Origin of the sequence: Corallococcus sp. AB030 (assembly GCF_003668965.1) — a bacterium.
Classification (GTDB): domain Bacteria; phylum Myxococcota; class Myxococcia; order Myxococcales; family Myxococcaceae; genus Corallococcus; species Corallococcus exiguus.
Genome location: NZ_RAWQ01000144.1, coordinates 1 through 22,231 on the forward strand (window position 1 = coordinate 1; position 22,231 = coordinate 22,231).

The 22,231-nt window shown below is 70.6% G+C and carries 19 protein-coding genes; 11 read left to right on the forward strand and 8 right to left on the reverse strand.

The window, feature by feature from the left end; genetic code table 11:
• From D7Y15_RS28960 to D7Y15_RS28970, 3 genes are all read left to right on the forward strand, one after another.
• The coding region (locus D7Y15_RS28960) for an annexin (protein ID WP_148712894.1) at positions 1-3,377 on the forward strand (3,377 nt) is incomplete at its 5' end.
• Positions 3,378-3,389: 12 nt separating this feature from the next.
• Positions 3,390-4,019, forward strand: coding sequence for a hypothetical protein (locus tag D7Y15_RS28965; RefSeq protein ID WP_121754580.1), 630 nt, complete (start codon positions 3,390-3,392; stop codon positions 4,017-4,019).
• Between the two features lie 13 nt (positions 4,020-4,032).
• The gene (locus tag D7Y15_RS28970) at positions 4,033-4,953 is read left to right on the forward strand and encodes a hypothetical protein (protein ID WP_121754581.1); all 921 of its coding nucleotides are present in this window, start codon (positions 4,033-4,035) and stop codon (positions 4,951-4,953) included.
• 13 nt (positions 4,954-4,966) lie between these two features.
• On the opposite strand, the gene D7Y15_RS28975 is transcribed toward D7Y15_RS28970, so the two are convergent.
• From D7Y15_RS28975 to D7Y15_RS28985, 3 genes are read right to left on the reverse strand one after another with little or no spacing between them, the layout of a single operon-like run.
• On the reverse strand, positions 4,967-5,914 hold the full coding sequence (locus D7Y15_RS28975) for an HTTM domain-containing protein (RefSeq protein WP_121754582.1): 948 nt from the start codon (positions 5,912-5,914) through the stop codon (positions 4,967-4,969).
• Entirely contained in the window at positions 5,911-6,459 is a 549-nt protein-coding gene (locus D7Y15_RS28980; protein WP_126932771.1) for a hypothetical protein, read from the reverse strand. Before D7Y15_RS28980 ends, D7Y15_RS28975 begins: the two co-directional genes overlap by 4 nt.
• Before the next feature lie 2 nt (positions 6,460-6,461).
• Entirely contained in the window at positions 6,462-6,929 is a 468-nt protein-coding gene (locus D7Y15_RS28985; protein WP_120578310.1) for a hypothetical protein, read from the reverse strand.
• Between the two features lie 156 nt (positions 6,930-7,085).
• Between D7Y15_RS28985 and D7Y15_RS28990 the strand changes: the two genes are divergently transcribed.
• Entirely contained in the window at positions 7,086-7,574 is a 489-nt protein-coding gene (locus D7Y15_RS28990) for a DUF962 domain-containing protein (RefSeq protein ID WP_120578311.1), read from the forward strand.
• Positions 7,575-7,578: 4 nt separating this feature from the next.
• Positions 7,579-8,694: a hypothetical protein gene (locus D7Y15_RS28995; protein WP_121754583.1), complete on the forward strand. Its 1,116-nt coding sequence runs from the start codon at positions 7,579-7,581 to the stop codon at positions 8,692-8,694.
• Here D7Y15_RS28995 and D7Y15_RS29000 read toward each other — a convergent pair.
• A complete protein-coding gene (locus D7Y15_RS29000; RefSeq protein ID WP_121754584.1) occupies positions 8,669-10,762 on the reverse strand; it encodes a WD40 repeat domain-containing protein in 2,094 nt (697 codons plus the stop codon). The two genes, D7Y15_RS28995 and D7Y15_RS29000, sit on opposite strands and share 26 nt — an antisense overlap.
• A gap of 90 nt (positions 10,763-10,852) precedes the next feature.
• On the opposite strand from D7Y15_RS29000, the gene D7Y15_RS29005 reads away from it, so the two are divergent.
• Both D7Y15_RS29005 and D7Y15_RS29010 read left to right on the forward strand, forming a co-directional pair.
• Entirely contained in the window at positions 10,853-11,320 is a 468-nt protein-coding gene (locus tag D7Y15_RS29005) for a transcription elongation factor (protein WP_120578314.1), read from the forward strand.
• Positions 11,321-11,376: 56 nt separating this feature from the next.
• Complete coding sequence (locus D7Y15_RS29010) at positions 11,377-11,700, forward strand: DUF3175 domain-containing protein (protein ID WP_121754585.1); 324 nt, start codon at positions 11,377-11,379, stop codon at positions 11,698-11,700.
• 11 nt (positions 11,701-11,711) lie between these two features.
• On the opposite strand, the gene D7Y15_RS29015 is transcribed toward D7Y15_RS29010, so the two are convergent.
• Positions 11,712-13,055 (reverse strand): erythromycin esterase family protein, encoded by a 1,344-nt coding sequence (locus D7Y15_RS29015; RefSeq protein ID WP_120578316.1) that lies wholly within the window; start codon positions 13,053-13,055, stop codon positions 11,712-11,714.
• A 157-nt stretch (positions 13,056-13,212) separates the two neighbouring features.
• Between D7Y15_RS29015 and D7Y15_RS29020 the strand changes: the two genes are divergently transcribed.
• From D7Y15_RS29020 to D7Y15_RS29035, 4 genes are all read left to right on the forward strand, one after another.
• Positions 13,213-14,010 (forward strand): hypothetical protein, encoded by a 798-nt coding sequence (locus D7Y15_RS29020; RefSeq protein WP_121754586.1) that lies wholly within the window; start codon positions 13,213-13,215, stop codon positions 14,008-14,010.
• 28 nt (positions 14,011-14,038) lie between these two features.
• The gene (locus D7Y15_RS29025) at positions 14,039-14,977 is read left to right on the forward strand and encodes a RimK family alpha-L-glutamate ligase (protein ID WP_121754587.1); all 939 of its coding nucleotides are present in this window, start codon (positions 14,039-14,041) and stop codon (positions 14,975-14,977) included.
• A gap of 73 nt (positions 14,978-15,050) precedes the next feature.
• Positions 15,051-15,680: a 2OG-Fe(II) oxygenase gene (locus D7Y15_RS29030; protein ID WP_233605123.1), complete on the forward strand. Its 630-nt coding sequence runs from the start codon at positions 15,051-15,053 to the stop codon at positions 15,678-15,680.
• Between the two features lie 62 nt (positions 15,681-15,742).
• Positions 15,743-16,963, forward strand: a complete 1,221-nt coding sequence (locus D7Y15_RS29035; protein ID WP_121754589.1) for a serine hydrolase — start codon at positions 15,743-15,745, stop codon at positions 16,961-16,963.
• Positions 16,964-16,974: 11 nt separating this feature from the next.
• Here the strand turns inward: D7Y15_RS29035 and D7Y15_RS29040 are convergent, their stop codons facing one another.
• The 3 genes from D7Y15_RS29040 to D7Y15_RS29050 form a co-directional block, all read right to left on the reverse strand.
• A complete protein-coding gene (locus D7Y15_RS29040) occupies positions 16,975-17,562 on the reverse strand; it encodes an SRPBCC family protein (RefSeq protein ID WP_121754590.1) in 588 nt (195 codons plus the stop codon).
• 138 nt (positions 17,563-17,700) lie between these two features.
• On the reverse strand, positions 17,701-18,927 hold the full coding sequence (locus D7Y15_RS29045; protein ID WP_233605124.1) for an acetamidase/formamidase family protein: 1,227 nt from the start codon (positions 18,925-18,927) through the stop codon (positions 17,701-17,703).
• A 184-nt stretch (positions 18,928-19,111) separates the two neighbouring features.
• Positions 19,112-22,183 (reverse strand): aminotransferase class I/II-fold pyridoxal phosphate-dependent enzyme, encoded by a 3,072-nt coding sequence (locus D7Y15_RS29050; RefSeq protein WP_121754592.1) that lies wholly within the window; start codon positions 22,181-22,183, stop codon positions 19,112-19,114.
• Between the last annotated feature and the right edge of the window lie 48 nt (positions 22,184-22,231).

Here is a 22,231-nt window from a genome sequence, read left to right on the forward strand (position 1 = left end):
CGCCCGCCCCGCGGGCCCCGGCTCCCGCTCCCGCTCCGGCCGCCCCTGCGTACACGCAGGCCCAGGCGGACAAGGACGCCAGCGCCCTGCGCGAGGCCATGGACGGCGGACTCACCGGGTGGGGCACCGACGAGGACAAGATCTTCCAGACGCTCGAGGGCAAGACGCCCGAGCAGGTCGCGATGATCCGCCAGAGCTACCAGGACCACTACGGCAAGAACCTGGATGAGAAGATCCGGGACGAGCTGGGTGGCTCCGACCTGCAGCGCGCGGAGGGTCTGCTCCAGGGCAACGGCGCGAAGAGCGACGCGGTCAACCTCCAGTCCGAGATGGACGGCCTCTTCGGCTCCAACGAGGACATGCTGAAGCTCCTGGAGAAGCGCTCCCCCGCGGAGCGCCACGCCATCGCGCAGCAGTACGCGGACATGAACGGCGGCACCCCGGCGGGCCAGAAGCCCGAGGACGTCCTGCTGGCCCGCATGGGCCGGGAGATGGACGGCGCGCAGCTGGAGCGCGCCCGGAGCATGCTCAACGCGGGCCAGGCCACCACGCCCGCGGAGGCCACCGCGCTGGAGACCCAGGCGCTCAAGGCCGGCCTGGAAGAGGACATGGCCGGCTGGGGCACCGACGAGGGCCGCATCTTCGAGCGCCTGGAGCGGGCCACGCCGGAGCAGCGCGCCATCCTCTCCCAGGATGAGGGCCTGAAGGCGAAGCTCAAGGACGAGCTGTCCACCGAGGAGTACGACCGCGCCGTCGGCCTGATGCAGGACAACCCGGCCCAGGCGGACGCGGCCCGGCTGCGCGAGGCCCTGGGCGGCTTCTTCGGCGCGGACGAGAGCGGCGTGCGCGACATCCTCCAGGGGAAGACGCCGGATCAGATCAACGCCATCAAGGCCGAGTACCAGAAGCAGACGGGCCAGTCGCTGGACTCCCAGATTCAGAAGTGGGACGGCGGCGACCGGGACGTCACGCTGCGCATGCTCAACCCGCCCGCCGCGGACGACGCGAAGGGGCAGGCGGAGGCCTCCGCGGAGCGGCTGTTCCTGGCCATGGACGGCATGGGCACGGACGAGGACGCCATCCGCTCCGAGCTGGGCGGCAAGTCCAAGGCACAGCTGGACACCATCGCCGCCGCGTACCAGCAGAAGTACGGCAAGGACCTGCGCGCGGAGCTGGACAGCGAGCTGGACGGCCGCGACGAGCTGGAGCTGCTCAAGCAGGACTACGACCTGGGCGCCATCGACCCCAACGACCCCAACGCCGCGCAGGAGCGCGCGCGGCGGCTGCGCGAGGTCCAGACCAACGAGTCCGGCTTCGGCGTGGACCTGCTGGACGGCATCCAGCACCTCACCAAGGGCGAGTCGGACAACGACATCCTCAACCGCAACCTGGACCGCGCCGACCAGGCCATCGCGACGGGTGACACCCAGCGCGCGAACACGCTGACGGGCTACGCCACGGAGGACGTGAAGGCGCTCCAGTCCGCCAAGGACTCGCTGGCGGAGACCACGGCCACCGTGGCCGTCGTCGCCGCGACCACCGTGGCCGTCGTCGCGACGGGCGGCGCGGCCACGCCCCTTGCCATCGCCGGGTACGCGGCGGTGGGCGCCACCACGCGCGCCGCGACGTACGCCGCCATCCAGGGCAACGCCGCCGGGGCGCAGGACCTGAGCCGCCAGGCGCTCATTGGCGCCGTGGAGGGCGGCACGGCGGTGATTCCCATTGGCAAGGGCGCTTCCCTCGCCGCGGGCGGCACGCGCGTGGCGGCCACCCAGGCCACGGAGGCCGCGGTCCGCACGACCGTGCGGGAGACCGCGGAGGGCACCGTGCGCACCGCCATCAAGCAGGGCATCAAGGAAGGTGCCTACGGCGGCGCGGCCGGTGGTGCCATGGACGCGGCCACCCAGTCCGAGACGTGGAAGGACGGCGCGCTCACGGGCCTGGGCCGCGTGACGACCCGCGCGGTGACGGACGGCACCGTGGGCGCGGTGACCGGCGGCGTGGTGAGCGGCGGCCTGGCCAAGGGCGCGGACATGCTCAAGCCGCGTGAAATCCCGGTGATTCACAACCCGGACCTGCCGGGCAACACCACCAAGGTGCGCTACGACAACGGCCAGGTGCGGATTGAAGCGGGGCCGCACGCCACGCCCGCGGACATCGCCGCGCACCAGGAGACGGCCCGCCTGCTCCAGAAGTACGAGGGGCCCACCGGGCAGATCCGCCAGCTCAAGGACCGCGTCCAGCAGGCCCTCACCAAGACGCCGGGCTACGGCACGCAGGGCTTCGAGTCCAAGATGGAGGTGCAGAAGCTCAAGAACATCCTGGGCGGCCTGGAGGCGGCGCAGAAGCGCATCGACGACAGCATCGCGGGCATGAGCGGCAAGCCCACCGCGGCCACCGTCGCCGAGCGCGCGGCGCTCCAGCGAGACATCGCCAACGTGGAGTTCCAGATTGAGTTCCACGCCAAGCGGCTGGACTCGCTGGCGCCGGGCACGGGCTCCGTGGCCATGCACGGCACGCCGGGCACCACGACGCCGGACTGGGCGGGCGTGGGCACGTCGGTGAACACCGTGGGGCAGGTGACGCCGCCCCCGCAGGTGCCCATGACGGCCGCGGAGAACACGGCCATCAACGGCCCGCGCAATCCCGCGACGGAGACGGCGCAGCAGTTCAAGGCCCGCCAGGCCGAGGGGCGCCGCGTCTACTCGGAGCGCACCTACGACCCGAAGACCCGGACCCAGGCCGAGCTCAACCGGGACGCGAACCCGGCCGTCTTCACGCAGGTGGATTCGGCGGGGAACAAGGTCCCCATCGAGTCGCAGCAACTGGCCAAGCTGCGCGCGGAGCGGGCCCAGACGGAGATCTTGCGCCGGGGCGTCATCCGCGAGCAGCAGCTGGCCGAGGCCTTCCCGAACGGCCCCACGCTCAACGTGGCCGCCAACGACGCGGCGCACGGCTCGGCCCACAACGCGCACACCATCGACCGGCACGGCGCGTCGCTGCCCACGAACATCGCGGACGCGCCCCCGGGGGCCCGCACCCTCGAGAGCCGCGTCACCGACGGCGCCGGATGGGGCTCGGTGGAGAACAACTCGTTCCAGTGGTCCAGCGACGCGACCATGGACTCCACCCTCAACAAGTACGTGGCGGACAACTGGGACACCATCAAGACGGACCTGGCCCTGTACGGCCACAGCGACCACCTCAACATCCCCGTGACTCCCGGCACGACGGTGGGCAACGGCTTCACGGCCGTGGAATCGGCGGGCACCCGCACCGCCGTTCCCGCGAACGCGGGCAGCTACAACGTCCGGCTGCGCCTCATCGACGGCACCCCGCCGCAGGTGATGGTATTGACCGCCTTCCCTGGTCCCTGAGGCCCCCTTCCGATGACCGCCGACCCCAAGACAAGCGCGCGCTTCGAAGAGCTCAAGGCGCGCATGGAAGCCCTCAAGAACGCGCCTCCGCTGGAGAAGGCGCGCACCTTCTTGAGCACCTACTGCGCGCCCAACTCGACCCTGGCCGACGTGGAGGACCAGGTCCGGCACGCGCTGGGCTTCAACAGCATTCCCCTGTACACGGGCATCGAAGGGCTGGAGGCCGTCCTCGCCGACACGCGCCTGCCCTCTTCGACGCTGGTGTCGTTGGCCCGTGACGAGGCGAAGCGCCAGGAGCTGCCGGCGACCCCCGCGGCGGCCCGTCAGTACCTGGAGCAGGTGCTGGGCGTGCTGCGCAAGCACCTTCCCAAGGAGCCCGAGGTCGAGGGCGTCGCCGGCTTCGGCGTCGACGACGTCTACAACCTGCGCGACCCGGCCGGGAAGCTGGAGCGCCTGCGCTGCATCGACATGGTGGGCGTGGGCAATGAGAGCTTCGCGGTACTCGTGCCGGAGCACGCCAGCGAGGACAAGGGCCCCTTCACGGTCTACCGCTATCAGGCGGTGCCCGGACAGCCCTTCAAGTACGACCGCGTGACGGACGCGGGCCTCGCCGCGAAGGTGCTCAAGGCTTCCCGGAGCTGACCTCCGCGACACCATGCCCCTGCCGCGTTACGACTACGTTTCGCAGCTCGCCATCGTCGGCAACGCGCGGTTGCGGGGACGCGACCTGCGGGCGCAGGTGATTGACGATCCTGGAGGCGCGGCCCTCGTGCGGGGGCCCGACACCTTCGAGGGCTTCGCGCTGCCGGACGGGGGCTTCGAGCCGTCCTTCTACGCCTGGTTGGACGGGATGAAGGCGCGGGGGCTCGTCGCGCTGCGGGTGCTCACGGACAGCGACCCCGAGGATTGGATCCTCACCACGCCCCCTCCTCCCCTGCCCCGGTTGCCGGACTTCGTCCTCGTCTTCGGGGACCGGGAGACCGGGTACGCGTACCGCTACGAGAGCGGCCCCATGGGCACGAGGGAGTTCTTCGTGCCGGTGGACATCCCCCGGCGGGTGGCCGTTCCGACCGTGGACGCGGCGGAGCGCGAGCTGCTGGAGGCGACCCGCGGCTACGTGCGGTTCCTGGAGGGCAAGGTCCGGCACGACGATTCAACCGCCGTCTTCTACGAGAAGATGGGGCGCGATGTCCTGGAGCAGCTCACGGCCACCGAGCCGCGCTTCCAGGAACTGCTCGCTGAGCGGCGCAAGGCGCAACTGCATCAGCTGCGCAAGGACTACAAGCCCCGGTCCGGCTACACGAAGGCGATGCGCCCGGGCATTCTGGAGCAGGCGGACCGGGTCCAGCGGATGTCGGACTTCGCGCGCGTCATGGAAGAGGCGGGGCTGTCCTGGCGGACGCAGCGGCTGGCGCTGGTTTCGAAAGGGCTCTACCCGCTCAACATGCGCCACGAGCGCACGTCGGAGGACACGCTTCCGGACTACGTGCACCATCCCGGCTACATCCAGGTGGGCTCGCGGTTGGCGAAGGCCGCGTGTGAGGGAAGCAACGCGGCGCTGAACGCCTCCGCTTGAACGCGGCCGGGTTTCACACCGCCTGGAGCGCGGCGTCCGGGGCCGGCTCGGCGGGCGCGTCCTCGTTCTCCACGGGGGCCTCCGAAGTCCGCCACGCCAGGGCGAAGGCGGCCAGGTTGAAGGCCATCATCGTCAGGGAGAAGAGCCACAGCCGCAGGCACACGGCGATGCCCGCGTGCAACAGCAGCGTGGCCACCAGCCAGTGCCTCCGCAGCCGGGGCACCCAGATCATCCCGGCGTAGCCCACCTCGATGAGCAGCGTGCCCCAGCAGGCAAGCTTCGCCAGCAGCGGGTACGCCGCGAGCCAGGAGAAGTCGAACATCTGGAACTGTGGCTGCATCAGCGCGCGCCAGATGGCTTCGCCGTTCCACCACTGCACGCCCTGCGCCTTGGCCAGGCCGGTGTCCAGGTAGATGAAGCACAGGTGGACCTGGAGCGTGCGCAGCGCCACGCGGGCCGCGGACGACGGACCGGTGGAGACGCGGCCCGCTCGCGCATCCAGCGACCAGCGGCCCGCGGACGGCATGAACACCAGATAGAAGAAGAGTACGTGGAGGATGGTGTCCACGCCGTAGAGCGACAGGTACGCGTTCGCGGACGTCAGGCCATGCGTGAACCAGGCGAGCACCGCGAAGGCGCGCGTGCGGTAGCCCACGAGCAGGCCCACCAGCCCCACCGCGTAGAGGACGAACACGGCGTACATCGTGGCCATCGTGCGGATGCCCAGTGGCGCCAGGAGCCGCCCCAGCCACCCCAGGCTGGGCGCCCAGTCGCCCGCGCCCACATCGGTGATGACCCACTGGACGAGGCCGAAGTTGCCGTACAGCTCCGGCAGGTGCGGCCAGAGGATGGCGAGCTGCGTGAGGGAGATGGCCGCGACGGCGATGCGCAGGAAGGCCAGTCCGTCGGAGGAAGCGGGCTCCAACCAGAAGCGCCGCACGTGGGTCTGGAGACGGTTCATGGCGAGGCCTCGGACTTCGGAGCGTCAAGGCGGCCGAAGGTCCCGGTGTAGTGGATGGCCCATTCCGGCCGCTTCCCGGCGGCCCAGGCCTCCATGGAAGGAAGCTGGTAGGACTGGGTGACGACGGTGACCTGGGAGGCCTCCGGATGGACGCCCAGCATCACCGCCGCCCAGGACTGCGCCAGCACGTCCTGCGTCTTGCGGTTGGCGCGCAGACCGGAGGCGACGATGCAGCGGTAGCGGCGCGCCACCTCCACCTCGTCGGAGGTCAGGGGTTCGAACAGCGAGCTTCCATCGCTCTGTTCGACGAAGAAGCCGGTCCGCGAGTCGCTGGCCACCGCGGGAGCGAAGAAGCGGTAGTCGCTGATGACGCCGGACAGGCTCTGGTAGGTCCGGACGCCTCGGTCGAACGCGCCGTCCGAGTCCGCATGGGCCAGGCGCGTCCAGAGGAAGGCGCCCACCGCGGCCAGATGCACTACGGCGACGCACGCCCAGAGGGCCGCCTGGCGTTCATCCCCCTCGGGCCGCGATGGGACGGTTCTCATGGCTACCTGAGGAACTGGTAGGAGGCGGGGGTGACGTCCGCGAGGACGGCGTCGATGGCCAGGGCCACGCGCCTCGACTTCTCGCCCGAGGCCATCCCGGCCTCGGTGTTCGGATCCATCACCAGGCCCATGATGTTCGACTGCTCATCGAGGGCGACGTGCTGGACGCTCGCCATCCGCCGCACATAGGCGAGGGGCAGCGTGCCGTAGAGGCGCGACCCGTTGACCCCGCCCCGGGGCGAGAACGTGGGCAGCCGGATGTAGAACGTGTCCGTCGGCACCTGACGGATCTGCGCGACGATGGCGTCCACGTCCGCCTGCGTGAAGTCATGGGTCGGCGTACGCGCGGACACGGACGCGAAGCTGATGGCGCTGGTGAGCGCCACGCCCACCGTGGCGACGGCGGCGACCTTGAAGCCGGCGTGACGGAACGCGCGGCGCACGATGTCTTGCGACAGGAGTTGTTTCATCGGGGAGGTACCTTCGGGGTGTGGGCAGCAGCGGAAACGCGGCTGCTCCACAGGTACGTCCCGGTGAAACATTATTCTTGCGCCCCGGGGTGCGCGGCGACCGCGCCCCTCCACGGGTGAGGCAACCGGGGCGAGGATGGCCTACGGTGGGGATCCATGAGCTTCGCCGACAAGATGCGCGTCTGGATGCCCCTGCACGAGAACGGCGTCAGCCGCGCCGTGCACTTCGTGGGGGCCTATCTCTTCACGTTCGCCCTGCTGGTGCCGTTGTGCTGGGTGCGCATCCCCGGCACGCCCGTCACCGCCGCGCATCTGCTGGTGGCCGCGGTGACCGTGTACGCCATGACGCTGGAGTGGACCGCCGGCCTGCTGATGGCCCTGCCGCTGGTGCCCACGCTCCTCGCCGCGGAAGCGGTGGCGGGGCTTCCCACGGGAACGGCCACGGGCATCGCGGTGGGCGTGATGGTGTTCCGCTTCGCGATGGTGGTGGGCGCGCACGTCGTCTTCGAGAAGAAGACCCACGGCCTGTCCCTGGGCGGCCCGCAGCTGTTCTTCATCGAACCCGTGTACCTGCTCACCCTGGTGCTCTTCTCGCTGGGCCTCAAGCAGGACCTGCGCGCGCGCGTGGCGCCCTCCAGCACCTGACTTCATGGAAGGTCCCGGCATCCTCGTCCGGCATCCCGCCGCGCGGTGGGGACTGCTCACGCTGCTGTCGCTCCTCGTGCTCTCCGCCGTCCCCCTGTCCGGGGTGACGTCACGGGGGACGCTGAAGGAGGGATACACGGACCACGTGCGCCATCCGTACGTGGTCTGGGTGGGACTGCATCGCGGGCTCCAGGCGCTCTACACCGCGCCGCTGGGCGAGCTTCGCGAAGGCGTCCCCTACCCCCAGGCCATCGACCAGTGGCTGGAGGTGCCGTACGTCTATCCGCCCGGCGCGCTGGTGCTCTTCCTGCCCCTGGCGCTCGTGGGCGAGTGGGTGCCCATGTCACCCCAGGCCTTCGGGCAGGTGTGCCTGCTGTACCTGCTGGCCTTCGCGCATGTGGCGCTCTACGCGGCGCTGCGGCTGCTGGATGGGCTTCCGGCGGGTGGACGCTGGGCGGTGGGGCTCCTCTGCTGGCTGGTGCTGATGCGGCTGGCGCTCTATGGCCAGTACGACGGCGCGTGGCTCGTGTGCGGGGTGCTGGCGCTGGTGGCGCTCGCGAAGGACCGGCCGGTGGTCGCGTTGCGCTGGCTGGCGCTCGCGGCGCTGTTGCACTACCGGGCGCTCGTCCTCGTCGCCGTGGGCGTGGTGGCGCTGTGGCGCGTGGTGCATGGGCGGCCGGTGCGTCAGTGGCCGTGGGGCACGCTGCTCGGGGTGTCGGCGGCGGGGGTCCTCTGCGTGCGCACGTTCCTGTGGATGGCGCCGCTGGCCGCCCGGACGGATGCGGCGACGCCTTCCATCCTGGGTGAGCCCGGCACGGTGGCCCTGGTGATGGGCTTGAGCGCGGCGGTGCTGGCGCTCTCCTGGCGCGGGTCGGACGGGCTGGTGACCGCGTCGGTGGGGCTGGGCGTGTTGCTCGCGGTCATCGACACGCGCCATTGGTGGCATGCGTCCGCGCTGATGCTGGTGCCCTTGTGCGTGGGCGTGCTGCGCGCTCCTCGCTGGCCCACGGCGGTGCGGCTGGGGCTCGTCGTCTGGGCGGGGGTGCTGGAGATGGCCGTGTGGTACGGCAATCCCCTCTGGTTGTTCCGCGACCTCAATCGCTTCCTGCGGCTGGTGTGAGCAGGAACCGCGCCTCGTCCCAGACGAGCCCATAGCGGCGCAGGAGTTCGTCGAGGCCTGCTCCCGCCGGGGATGGATGGACGATGGAGTCGAACCGGTTCAGTTGGAGCGTCCGGTCGGAGGCCGCGGAGACGAGGAGCGCGCCGTCCGGGGAGAAGGCCAGGGCCGCCACGAAGCCCTGCTGACCCGTGAACGTCCCCAGTTGTTCGCCGGAGTGCAGCCCCCAGACCTTCACCCCTGCCGCCACGCCCGACGAAGCCAGGAAGCGGCCATCCGGTGACACGGCCAGGGCGAGCACGCCCACGGTCTTCGCGTCCATCGTCTTCAACAGCCGGCCCTCCGTTACGTCCCAGATGCGAAGGGGCTGCCGCATCCCCGCCGTCACCAGGTGGGGTTCGGACGGAGTGAAGACCACGGCACGCACGGGCTCGCCCATGTCGAGCCGCAAGAGGGGCTGACGCCGCTCCACGTCCCAGGTCCGCACCGTCTTGTCCGCACTGCCCGACGCGAGCCTCCGCCCCGAGCTGTCGAAGGCCAGCGCCCACACCTTGCCGGTGTGTCCCTGGAGCAGCCCCACGGGCCTGCTGTCGGCCACGGACCAGAGTTGGATGTCCGGATCTCCCGCCACCGCGAGGAGCGCCCCATCCGGACTGAAGGCCACCGCGCGCACGGAGCCGTTCGCCGCTGGCAACTCCAGCAGCATCCGCCCCGAACGCGCGTCCAGCACGAGCACCCTCCCCTTCAGCGTTCCCACCGCGATGCGCTCGCGGTCCGGGCTCACCGCCAGGGACACCGCGGACTCCGCTCCTCCCACTTCCGGATGGAGTTCTCTTCCCTCCGCGATGCGCCACCGCCGCCAGCCATCCTCACCGCCTGTCATCAACTCGCGGTCCTGGGAGAACGCGAGCGCCTCCACCCAGACGCCGGGTCCACGAAGCAGCACCTGCGCGGGGACCTCCGGCCTGCGCCACACGCCGAGGACACCGTCCATCCCGCCCGAAGCGAGCGTGCGCCCGTCCGGTGACAAGGCCACGCTCATCACGGCGGCGTGATGTGCATCCATCCGCTCCAGCAGCGCGCCCCCATGGCCGTCGAGAAGCTGCACGCGTCCGTCCCATCCGCCCTGGACCAGGAGCTGGAATCCGGCGTCGATTGCGGCCACGGAGACGTCGCCGGAGTTGCGAAACACGTCGGTGAGCTGCCCCGAGCGGGCGTCCCAGAAGCGCACGGCCCGGTCGCCCGCCGCCGTCATGATGCGCTGTCCGTCCGAGGAGAACGCGCCCGCTTCCACCTTCTCCCCGTGACCCACGAGGCGGAGGACCTCCTTGCGCGACTCCAGGTCCCAGACCCGCGCGCTCCGGTCCGCGCTCGTGGACAGCAGCCGCCTGCCATCCGGCGAGAAGGCGACGGCGATGACGTTGTCGTCGTGCTCGAAGCGCAGCTGCTCGGCGCCTGTCTCGAAGGCCCAGACGCGGACCGCCTTGTCCAGACCACCGGAGGCCAGCCGCCTGCCGTCGGGCGAGAACGCCAGCCCGAGCACGACGTCGGTGTTGCCGGGAATCACCGCGTGCGGCCTGCCCTGGCGCCAATCCCAGACCCGGAGCTCGCCGGGCCTTCCCGCGGAAGCCAGCCAGCGGCCGTCCGGCGAGAAGGCGACGGCGTGGACCTCGGCCGTGTGGCCCTTGAGCTCCGCCAGCAGCTCGCCGCGCTCCACGTCCCAGAGCCGGACGACAGAGTCGTAATGCCCGGACGCCAGCACGCGGCCGTCTGGCGTGAACGCCAGGGCGAGCACCGAACCCTGGATGCGCTTCGACCAGCGCAGCGTGGAGGCGTGGTCCACCGCCTGTCCCTGTCCCCACTGCGCGGCGAGCGAATCCCGCGAGGCCCGAGCGAGCGCGAACGACGCCGCCGCCACGCTCCACTGCCGGGACTCGGTGGCGGCTTCGCCCCGGGCCTCGTGGACGCGGGCGCGCAGGTCCCGCGCGTTCGCATCGTCCGGCGCGCCGCCACCGGAGGAGCGGTGCGCCGAACAGGAAGCAAGCAACAGCGCGAGGCACCACCACCTCATGGGGCTCCCTCCGGATACGGGACACGGCTTGCCTGGGCGCGGAGCGTCCGCACCTTTGGGCCAGGACCGTAACCCGAATGGGAGGAAGTCATGCCCGACAAGGCGACCGTTGAACGAGCGAAGAAGGACCTGCGCGAAGGCAAGAGCGCCAGCACCGCGGCGGGTGAGTTCGTGCATGAGGAACTGGAGCACATCCGCGAAGGCGCGCACGGCGCACGCTCTTCGAAGCAGGCCATCGCGATTGGCCTGTCGAAGGCGCGACGCGCGGGCGTACCGCTGAAACCACCCACGAAGGAGCAGGCCACCGCGCGCACACGGCGTTCGGCGAAGCAGGACCTGGAGGTGGGTCAGCAGGAGCGCAAGCCTCGGGCACCGTCGAAGAAACGGAGCAAGGCCACGCAGGGCGCGCTCAAGCGGGAGGGCCGTCAGGCGGCGTCCAAGCAGGCCCTGTCCGCCCAGGCGAAGAACGCCTCACGTAAGCGCACGACCACCGCCCGCAAGGCGTCCGCTCGCAAGGCGGCGGCCACCCGCAAGGCGACCAGCCGGGCCCGGGGGTAGACACGATGCCCGGTACGACAAAGAAGCCGCATGGCCCCGCCCCTTCCCGCAAGCGCATGGCAACCGCCTCTCGCGGCACGGCGAAGCGGCCCACCGCGAAGCGGCGCTACTGGTCCCGCGAGGTGACGGAGCACAGCGACGCGATGACGCTGGAGGAACAGGTCTTCAAGCGCTCACCGAAGGAGATCGCCCGCTCGGTGAAACGCTCCGCCGAGCAGAGCCACCGGCGCAAGGCGTCGCCTTTCCAGTCGGCCATGTCGATGCTTTCGTTCTACGGCAACCGCGCGGGCCGGAACCTCCCTGCATCCCGCAGGCGGGCCATCCAGGAGGCCAAGGAGGAGCTGCGCAAGTTGTATCACCGCCCCTCCAAGGCCCCCTGAGCCCGTGGCGGCTACAGGCCCGTCGGATAGGTCTCCGGCGCTTCACCGCGCTCCCATCCGGCGGTGCGCTCCAGCGGTTCGAGCGCACGCGTCTCATCGATGTGCAGCATCGCGTCGAACTGCTCCGGCAGCCGCGTGTGGAAGTAGTGGCTCCTGCGCTCCGTTTCGGGCCGGTAGATGACGCCGATGGCCCGTTGCAGGCGCCGCTCGCGGAGTGCTCCGGCGGCCTCTCCCAGTTCGCGGAGGTCCAGCAGGAAGCCTGGCAGGCCGACCTGATGGAAGAGGGACTCGCAGCTGCCCGCCAGTCCGTGGCGGACCTGCTTGCGCTCAGCGGTCCCACTCCAGTTGGTGGCCGCGGTGACGGTGCCCCGGTACGTGCTGAAGCCGATGAGCCGCGTGACTTTCGGGTGCCGCTGGCGCGTCAGCTGTCCCAGGTTCACCTCGCCCGCCTCCCCCATCTCTGTCGCGCGCGCATCGCCGACGTGCGAGTTGTGGGCCCAGACCACGACCCGCGCGGCCCCCAGCCTCCGCTTCAGGAAGCCCATCAGCGCATCCAGCGTGTCCGCCATGTGCGTGTCGCGCAGGTTCCAGGACGAGATGCGCCCATGGAACATGGACCGGTAGTACTCCTCCGCGTTCTGGACGACCCGGGCGTTCTGCTCCGCTTCGAACTGCGCGTCCTCCGCGATGAACCCGTCCCGGCGCAGCAGGGCCTCGCGCTCCCGTTGCAGCTCGCGGAGCTGGTCGACGACCTGCCGCTCGCAATCCGGAGACAGGCCCAGCGACGTCGCGTGGCCGTAGTCCTTCGGGTCCTCGCCGAAATGTTCGAAGCACGCGTAGCGGTGCCGGGCGCGCTTCGCGGCCTCTGGATCCGCCCGGTCCAGGTACTTCAGCACCGCGCCCATGGAGGCGTGGAGGCTGTAGAGGTCCAGCCCGTAGAACCCGACCTTCTCCCGCGCGGAGTGGCGGTCGTTGTGCGTCCGCAGCCAGCCCGCGAAGTCCAGCACGTCCGCGTTGCGCCACATCCATGCGGGGAACCGTTGGAAGTCGGAGAGCGACTCCACCGCGTCCGCGTCGTGGCCCATGGCCCGCACGTAGCGGTTGATCCGGTACGCATCCGGCCAGTCCGCCTCCACCGCGACGGCGTTGAAGCCCCTCTCCTCGATGAGCCTCCGCGTCAGGAGCGCGCGCAGCCGGTAGAACTCGTGCGTGCCGTGGGTCGCTTCGCCAATCAGCACGCACGTCGCGTTCCCCACCAGGTCCATCAGGGGCCCGAAGTCCTCCCGCGTCCCCTGGAGCGGCCTCACGGACTCCGCGAGCGCTCGCACCAGCAGTCCGTCGTCTCGGTGTGCCATGGTGTCTCCTCCCCTTGTCTTCAAGGGTTGGGACTCACACGCCCCGAGGGAAGACTGCGGGCGGCCAGGCAGCCCCCTGCTCTACCAGGGCTCTCATCCTCAGAGAATCAAGCAACTCCTGCCTGGGCATGCCGATAACCTTTTCAAAGGAATCTTTATGACCCAGATCAAATCCCCCACGGGCTTCGTCTCGTCGCTGCAGACCGCCCTGAAGACCGCCAGCACGGATGGCAAGGCAGTGGGCGCCCCGGCCCTCAAGAAGGCGCTCCAGGGCACTGACGCGGCCCAGCTGAGCCCCCAGCAGAAGCACCAGGTTCGCGACGTCTTCGAGAAGGTCAAGTTGACCCCGAAGGCCCGTGAGCTCGCGGATCAGTTCGTGGGTGACGGCGTCGGCCTCAAGCCGCCGAAGGACAGCGGCGTGTTGAAGGTCATGATGGACGACCCCACCCGCGGCTCGAAGCTGCCGGACTTCGCTCCGCCGGATGGCGGCCGGGTGAAGGTCCGGATGGATGATCCGACCGGTGGCTTGAACCTGCCGGACTTCACTCCGCCGGATGGCGGCCGGGTGAAGGTCCGGATGGATGATCCGACCGGTGGCCTGAACCTGCCGGACTTCACTCCGCCGGACGGCGGCCGGGTGAAGGTCATGATGGATGACCCGACCCGTGGCTCGAAGCTGCCGGACTTCACTCCGCCGGACGGCGGCCGGGTGAAGGTCATGATGGATGACCCGGCCCGTGGCTCGAAGCTGCCGGACTTCACTCCGCCGGATGGCGGCCGGGTGAAGGTCATGATGGATGACCCGACCCGTGGCTCGAAGCTGCCGGACTTCACTCCGCCGGATGGCGGCCGGGTGAAGGTCATGATGGACGACCCCACGCGTGGCTCGAAGCTCCCGGACCTCAAGCCGCTGGATGGCGGCGTCCTGAAGGTCAAGATGGACAGCCCGGTCTGAACGACGGGCAGGCGAAGTCACGGACCCCATGACGTCTCGTAAGAAGGTCGTGGTCATCGGCTCGCGCTCGGATGACGCCACCCGCTTCGTCGCGGAAGCGGTGGAGCGGCGTCGTGCGCGAGCCATCGTCCTGGAGACAGACCGGGTCCCGGACTCCGCCGCGTTGAGCTGGCAGGACGGAGACGTGCACTGGGACGGTGAGTGTCTCAGTGACCTGCGCTCGTTCTACCTCAAGCTCGTGCGCCTCTCGCTCCCGGTCCCCGAGGCCGAGGCCCTGTCCGAGCGCAACTTCCCGCGCTGGCAGGAGCAGTACCTGGCGGAGCGGGAGCGCCAGTCGTTCCTCCACTCCGTGCTGCGTTCGCTCCACCGGCGCGGCGGCTCGTTCGTCAACCCGCTGGAGGCGGTGGAGCTGCACTATCTGAAGCTGCAGCAGCTGGCCCTGTTGCGCCGCCACCGCATTCCCGTCCCCAGCACCCTGGCCACCGCCTCACCGGACGCGGTGCGCGAGTTCGTCGCGCGCCACGAGGCCGTCATCTACAAGCCCCTGAGCGGCGGCGCGCTGGTGCGCAAGGTGGAGGAGGCGGACCTCACCGAGGCGCGGCTCCAGCTGCTCGCCAACTGTCCGGTGCTGTTCCAGGAGCAGATCCAGGGCGACGAGTTCCGCGCCTACGTGCTCGACGGCGAGCCCGTGTCCGCCTTCCACATCCCCACCGACGGCGTGGTGGACGCGAGGCAGAACCTTCACCGGGTGAAGCCCGCCCGCCTGCCGAAGGAGGCCTGGGCGGTGTGTCTCAAGGGCGCCAAAGCGCTGGGCATGGTCTTCACTGCGGTGGACCTGCGGCGCACGCCCGACGGCGCCTTCGTGGCGCTTGAATTCAACCCCACTCCCGCCATCTCCTTCTTCGATGATCCGCGCGACGGCAAAGTCATCACCCGGCTCGCCAGCTACCTCGTCTCCAAGGCCTGAGCGCCCGAGCGGGTTCTTCATCACGGACTACGCCGAAAGCATCTTCGGCCCCGTCCCGTCCCCGAAGCCGGAGGTGTTCCCGGCGTCCGCGACCGCGTGGACGCGCCTGGCCACCGTATCCGAAGCCCTGCACGCCACGCTCCGCCAGGAGTTCATCGAAGGCGGACGGGTGCCGCACCTCTGCCTCCGGGACGCCCTCCTCCCCGAGCGCGCCGAGGCCCTGCACCAGGCCCTGCGCGACGCGCGCTTCGTGCGCCACCACCACGGGCCCTATCCGCTGCACATCGCGCCATTGAAGCAACAGGTGCCCTCCGCCCTGACGGACTTCTGCGCGTGGCTTCAGAGCGCGGACGGCGCGGCCTTCCACGCCGCTCTGGTGGGCTGGCCCGAGCCCCTGGAGACGCGGCAGGTGCAGGTGTCGCGCATGGAGGTGGGCGAGTTCTTTCCGGAGCACCGGGACACGGACGAGGAAGGGCTCGCCGTCGTCTACAACTTCACGCGCCCGTGGGAGGACCGCTTCGGCGGCGTCCTCGCCTTCCGGCATCCCGAAGTGGACGCGGACATGATGCGCGTCCCGCCGCTCTTCAACTCGGTGTTCATCTTCCGCGCGAGGGGTGCCCCTCACCGCGTGACCGAATGGACGTCCGAGGCCCGGGGCCACCAGCGCTATTCCGTCACCGCCTTCATCCTCGCGAAGCGCTGAAGCGCCCGCCTGTCCCCACGCATCTGGGCTCGCGGCTGGCGTCGAGGGTTTAGACTCAAGGCATGCACCCACGCTCCGCCGCGCTTTCCCCGACACGGCTCGCCGACATGACGTCCGCCCTGCGCGGCCACGTCGAACGCGGTGAGCTCCCCGGCGTCGTCGCGCTCGTCGCTCGCGGAGACACCGTGCACGTCGACGTGCTGGGCACACAGGGCCTCGTGCCCTCCGGTCCGCCCATGCGGCGGGACAGCCTCTTCCGGCTCGCGTCCATGGCCAAGCCCATCACGGCGGTGGCCACGCTGATGCTCGTGGAGGACGGGAAGCTCCCGCTCGACGGCGCCGTCGACCCGTGGCTGCCGGAGCTGGCGGACCGCCGCGTCCTGCGCACTCCCGGCGGCCCGCTCGACGACACCGTTCCCGCGAAGCGCGCCATCACCGTGCGGGACCTGCTCACGCTGCGTTGGGGCCTGGGCGCGGTGATGGCGAGGCCCGGCACGCATCCCATCCAGCGGGCCATGAGCGAAGCCCGGGTGTCGCCCGGCTTCCAGGCGCTCACGGATCCGCCCGACGAATTCATGCGTCGGCTGGGCACGCTGCCGCTCATGCATCAACCGGGAGAGCGGTGGGCCTATCACACCGGCTACGAAGTCCTGGGCGTGCTGGTCGCGCGGGCCTCGGGCATGCGCTTCGATGACTTCCTGCGCGAGCGGCTCTTCGTGCCGCTGGGCATGAAGGACACGGCGTTCACCGTGCCCGCGGAGAAGCGCGACCGGCTCACGACGGCCTACGCGCGCGACGACGCCACGGGGAGTCTGGATGCATGGGACACACCGGCGGACAGCTTCTGGTCACGACCGCCCGCGTTTCCCTCGGGAGGAGGCCAGGGAGGGCTGGTGTCCACGGCCGATGACCTGCTCGCCTTCTGCCGGATGCTGCTGGGCGGAGGCCAGTCCGGGCACACCCGCCTGCTGTCCTCCGCGAGCGTCCAGGAGATGCTGACGGATCAGATTCCGGAGGAGCAGAAGGCCGCCTCGCCCTTCTTCCCTGGCTTCTGGGATGCGTCCGGGTGGGGCTTCGGCGGCGCCGTGTGCACGAAGCCGGATGGCGTCTCGCCCACCGCGGGACGCTACGGCTGGGGCGGCGGTTACGGCCCGATGTTCTTCATCGATCCCCGGCAGGACCTGACGGCCATCCTCCTGATGCAGCGACGGGCGCAGGGCCCCGACGACGAGGCCCTGGCCATGGAGTTCTCCAAGGGCGCCTACCGGGCGCTGGCGGACTGAGGCTCGACGCTTCAGAGCGCCGGGGCGGGCGTCGCCGCGTCGGACTGGGCGCTCGCGCTGGGAGCCGGGGTGACGCCACGCGCGACGGTGTCCAGGTTCGCGAGGCCCCGCTCGAACTCCTTGCCGAGCATCGTGTCCATGTTCACGACGAGCGACATCGCCTTGCCCATCAGGGTGTTCTCGCCCTCCATCGCCCAGCTCACGCGGGTGCCGCCGTTCTCCGGCGTGAGCGTGAAGGTGGCCTGGTTGGTGGCTTCGAACGGCTTGAAGAACTCCAGCTTGAGGACGACGCGCTCGCCGGGCTGGCTCTCCACGATGGTCATGCGGCCATCCCCGTTCTCGCCGCCGGCATAGGCGAAGCTGGCGCCCGGCCCTTCGTTGGGTCCGTCGAAGGTCTTGGTCACGCCGGGCGCCGGCGCGGAGCGGAACGGGTTCCACGTGTCGAACCGGTGCAGGTCATTGATCAGCGAGAAGACGGTGGCCGGGGGCGCGCCCACGAGCGCGTTGCGCTCGATGCGGAAGTGGTCCGGGCGGGTGGCGACGAAAGCGCCCAGCGCGACGACGAGGACGAAGGCGGCGATTGCGATCTTGCTGGCCATGGGAGGCTCCCGGTTCGATGGAAGAAGTGCTCCCGGGTGACCGGGAGGGTTCATCTCCACGTCGAACGAGGGGCCGCGGAATCGACACGGCATTTCCGCCCCATTTTCCGGGGCCTTGGACGCACCCGGGAATACAGCTCACTTCACCGGGGGACGGAGGGCCTGGAGCCGCGCCTTGTCCAGCTTCGCGGCGACGCCCACGCTGCGTCCGGCGAGGTTCGCGACGACGTACTGCACGGAGCTGCCCAGCACCTGCGCGCTCTCCGACAGGGTGAGCCCGTAGTCCTGCTCCAACCACTGCGTCATGCCCTGCGTCGCGGAGCGCAGGGCGTCGTCCAGTGAACCGCCCTGCCCCAGCGCCATCAGGTGGGTGGGGGACTCGACGCGAGGCGTGGAGGGCGGCGGCTTGCCGTGCAGGACCTCCACGGTGAACTCGACGTCCATGGAGGTCTCCAGCGCGTACTGCGACGTCTCGCCGTCGCCCTGCGCGGCGTGCGCGTCGCCCAGGAACAGGAGCGCCCCAGGCTGCGCGACGGGCAGGTAGACGGTGTTGCCCTCCACGATCTCGTTGAAGTCCATGTTGCCGCCGTAGCGGCCCGTGTCGCCGGTGGACAGGGGCGCGGAGCCGAAACCGGGCGCCACTGCCAGGCCGCCCAGCATGGGCCGCAGCGGCACGGTGAAGGCCTTCAGGCGCTCCGTCGGGTTCTCCGGCGTCGCGACACCGCGCTCGGGGTCGAGCTTCCAGCGAACGGGCTTGCCCAGCTCCGTCGCCTTCGCGGCGAGGCCCGGCGTGAGGGCGCGGCCCACGATGCCATCCAGGCTGTCCGCGAACGTGCGGTTCAACGCGAGGCGGCGGATGCGGATGGCCAGCGTGTCGCCCGGGTTCGCGGTGGCGATGAAGAAGGGGCCCGTCTGCGGGTTGCCGAAGAGCGCACGGGTGACGCCTTTGGCGTCCATGCCGCCAGAGTCGAGCGTCGAGGTGCGCACCGTGTCGCCCGGCCAGACGGTCAGCACCGGAGCACGGTGCGCGGTGAACTCGTTGGACCACGAGGTGGGCGTGAAGTCATGCACGCGAGGAGCACCCGCGGGGCGCGAGGGAAGCAACCGGGCAGTGAAGGCATGGGACGCCCGCGCCTTCGGGTTATTGCTGTCCGGGTAGTCCGCGGTGCCGCGCAGCGATTCACCACTCACCTTGCCATCGAAGACATAGGTCTGCTGGCGCGAGTCCGTGACGACGAAGCGGACGGCGTTGCCCGTGCGCTCCCCCTTCAGCGCATCCCCATCAAGCTCACCGGAGAGGCGCTTCCCGTCGCGCTCCAGTGTGAGGAACTGGTAGGCGGGGTTGCCCCACAGGTCGGTCGTCACGAGCCAGGACTCAGAGGCCGCGAGCGCACCAACAGGCAGACAGCAGAGGAGGACGGCGAGGGAGCGGAGCATGGGCCGGCGCAGTGTAGAGGAACGCTCTGGGGTCCGCGCCCTGTCGGACAGGTTTGGATCGCTCCGCCCCGGCCGACGGGGTCATCATTTGACGCCGCGCCGCGCAGCGCCGTCAGCGTAGCCGCTGGCCGAAGGTCCGCAGGCGGTCGCGGGCCTTCAACAACTTCTCCCGGGGAATGGAGAACACCGCGCGCACGCGCTCCGGGTCGCCGCACCACGCGCCGCCGTTGAGCACCACGTGCGTGTGCTCGTAGACGATGCGCGGCAGGTTCTCTGGCGTGAGCTTCACCCCATCCACCGAACGTCCCAGCCAGGCCGTCATCGGAGGCGCGAGGAACAAGCCCCCCGCCTCCGTGGCCTCCGCGCGGCCGTCGTCGGGCAGCGCCTCCGCCACCAGCGCGCGCTTCTCCGCGAGCTCACGCCGCATCCGCGCCAGGTAGTTTCTCAGCGCCTTGTGCCGCGCGGCGTAGAGCAACTGTCCATCCGGTCCGCGCGCATGGGCCGCGTACAGGTACGCCGCCGCGCGCGCGGTGGGCGTGTGCAGCACGCCGGGAGCGCTGTCGCGCAGCGCCGCCACCAGCGCCCGGTCCTTCGTGGCCACCCAGCCCACCCGCAGGCCTCCAGCCGCGAACTCCTTGGACAGCCCGCCCAGCAGCACCGTCCGCGCGCCAATACCGGGCACCGCGCCCTCCAGCGTCACCGGGCTGTGCACCGTCTCCGCCGTGGGGTTGGTGAGGTTCACCAAGCCGAAGATTTCATCCGAGATCCAGAGGCAGCGCTGCTCCACCACGAACGTCGCCAGCGCCATCAACTCCTCGTGCGACAGGTAGTGCCCCGTGGGGTTCGCCGGCTGCGACAGCACCACCGCGTCCGGCATCGTCCCCCGCGCGCGGCGTGACAGCAGCGTGCCCAGCGGGCCTGACTCCACCTCGCACCCCGCCGCGAGGAAAGTGGGCGCGAGTACGCCGTAACAAGGCGTCACCAGGAACACTCGCGGCATCCGCCCCAGCCGCTGGCGCAGCGCCACGCCCAGGTGGTGCATGAGCGGCCAGACGCCGGGCGCCACCACGACGTCCTCGGGGACATAGCGGGCCCCTCGCGTCTCCAACAGGAAGGCCGCCACGGCCTCCGCCAGCCCCGTCTGCGCTCCGTCCGCGCGCGGCGCGACGCCCGCCGCGATGAGCCCCTCCACCAGCGGCAGCGGCATCGGGCCCTCGTTCTCGCCGTAGTCCAGGCGCACGAGCTCCGGGTCGTCCTCGCGGAAGAACTTCGGTGCGAACGCGGGCAGCTCCGACAGCTTCGCGATGCGCTGTGAGCGCGGCAGCGGCACCTCCGGCACCCGGTGCGGCGAGGGCGGCTCCGGCTCCGCGAAGGCCATGCGGAAGGCGAGCAACTCCGAGAACGTGCGCTCGTAGAACCACTCCGCCAGCACGCTGATGCGCGAGTACGTCACCTCCGCCGCCACCTCCAGGTCCGCGCGCAGCGACTCCGGCACGGGGAGCAGCAGCGTCAGCTCCAGATCCGGCCACACCGCGTTCTTGATGAGCCCGTACAGGATGACCAGGTTGGGCGCGTGCTGCGTCCGCGCGAGGAACTCGAAGAGGGTGCGCGGCTCCACGTCCCCGGTGATGTTGAAGAAGGCGCTCTCGTCCAGCACCACCCAGATGCCCCGCCGCGCGGCCTCCGCCACGATGTCGCGCAGCACCGCCAGGTTGGTGCGCTCGCCCGGCTCCACCGTCAGCAGCACGGCCTTCACGTCGAAGGCGCTCAGCAGGCGGCGGATCTCCCCCAGCGTGTTGTGCGTCACGGTGGCGCGCACGCCCGCCTTGTCCAGGGCGCGCGCGTAGAGCGGGTGCAGGCTGCGCGACACCAGCACCGTGTCCCCGGGGTCGCACGTGGCGAGCAGGAAGGAATAGACGGCCTGCTCCCGCTCCGGCGCGACGAACACCGAATCCTCCGACAGCCTCAAGCCGAAGTGGCGGTCCAGGTAGCGGGCCACCAGCCTGCGGAAGGACGCGTCGCCGGCCTCGTGCGCGTACGGCAGGAAGGGCGCCTGGGACAGCCGCTCCGCGAGCGCCGTGACGAAGCCCAGCTGCTCCGCGGACGCCGCCCCCAGGTCCAGCTCCTCCTGGAGCGCCGCGATGCCCAGCGAGCGCAGCGCGGCGCGCAGGGCCAGCGTCTCCCGGGGCTGCGACAGGTGGGCCTCCCACACCGCCACCTCGTGCCAGATGGGGTGGCCGGACTGCAGCCAGCCCAGCGCCGTCGCCGCGCGCAGGGGCTCCGGGCTGTGGGCCTCCATGAAGAACTCGAACTCCCGCCCGGTGCGCTGCTCCAGCGACACCAGCGGGCGGATGTCCGTGTCCGCCGCCTGCATCACCCGCCGGGCCACGCGCATGCGAGTGGTGAAGCCTCGCCGGGTGAACATCCGCGCGATGATGGCGCGGCCCGGACGCCCCGCGAGGTTCAGGAGCAGCCGCCCCCCCGGCAGCAGCCGCTCCGGCGCCTCGTTGAGCAGCCGCGCGATGAGCCCCAGGCCGAAGTGGTCCTCGTAGACGTTCTGCAACGAGGTGTAGTTGGACAAATCCAACAGCGCCTGCTCATCCGCCTGCGCCAGCTCCGCGGGCAGCTCGTCACTGCGCAGCACCTGCGGGATGCACCCGACGATGAAGTCCCACTCCGGCTTCTGGGGCAGGCCGAGCAGCAGGTCGCTCTCGCCAAAGGACAGCCGCGACACCAGCGCTTCGTCGCCGTTGAGCCACGCGTTGCACAGCCCCACCGCCGGGGCCTGCGGGTTCAGGTCCAGCCCCCGGATGCGCGCGAGCCCCGTGAACTTCGCCAGCGCGATGCAGATCCACCCGGAGCCGGAGCCCACCTCCACCAGCCGCTTGCCGGCGTACTCGTCCAGAGGGACCTTCAAGAGCCCCTCCAGGAACGTGAACGCCCACGCCTCGGGCGCGAAGATGGACGGCGGAATCAACAGCTCCAGCCGCTCCTGGGACGCACCCACCGCCACCACCACCGACGCCAGCCGCAGCGGCGCGCCCTCTGGCTGGTCGCGCGACAGCTCCGCCAGCTCGCGCAGCTCCGCCAGCGCCCGCGCACGCTCCTCCGGCCGGGCCAGCGCCTCCGAAAGCGTACGCAACTGGACAAAGGCTTCACGGGCTGACGCGGGATAGGTGGCCATGGCGCGCCCGACTGTCCGAGGCCGCTTCTCCTCTGTCAACGACAGCCT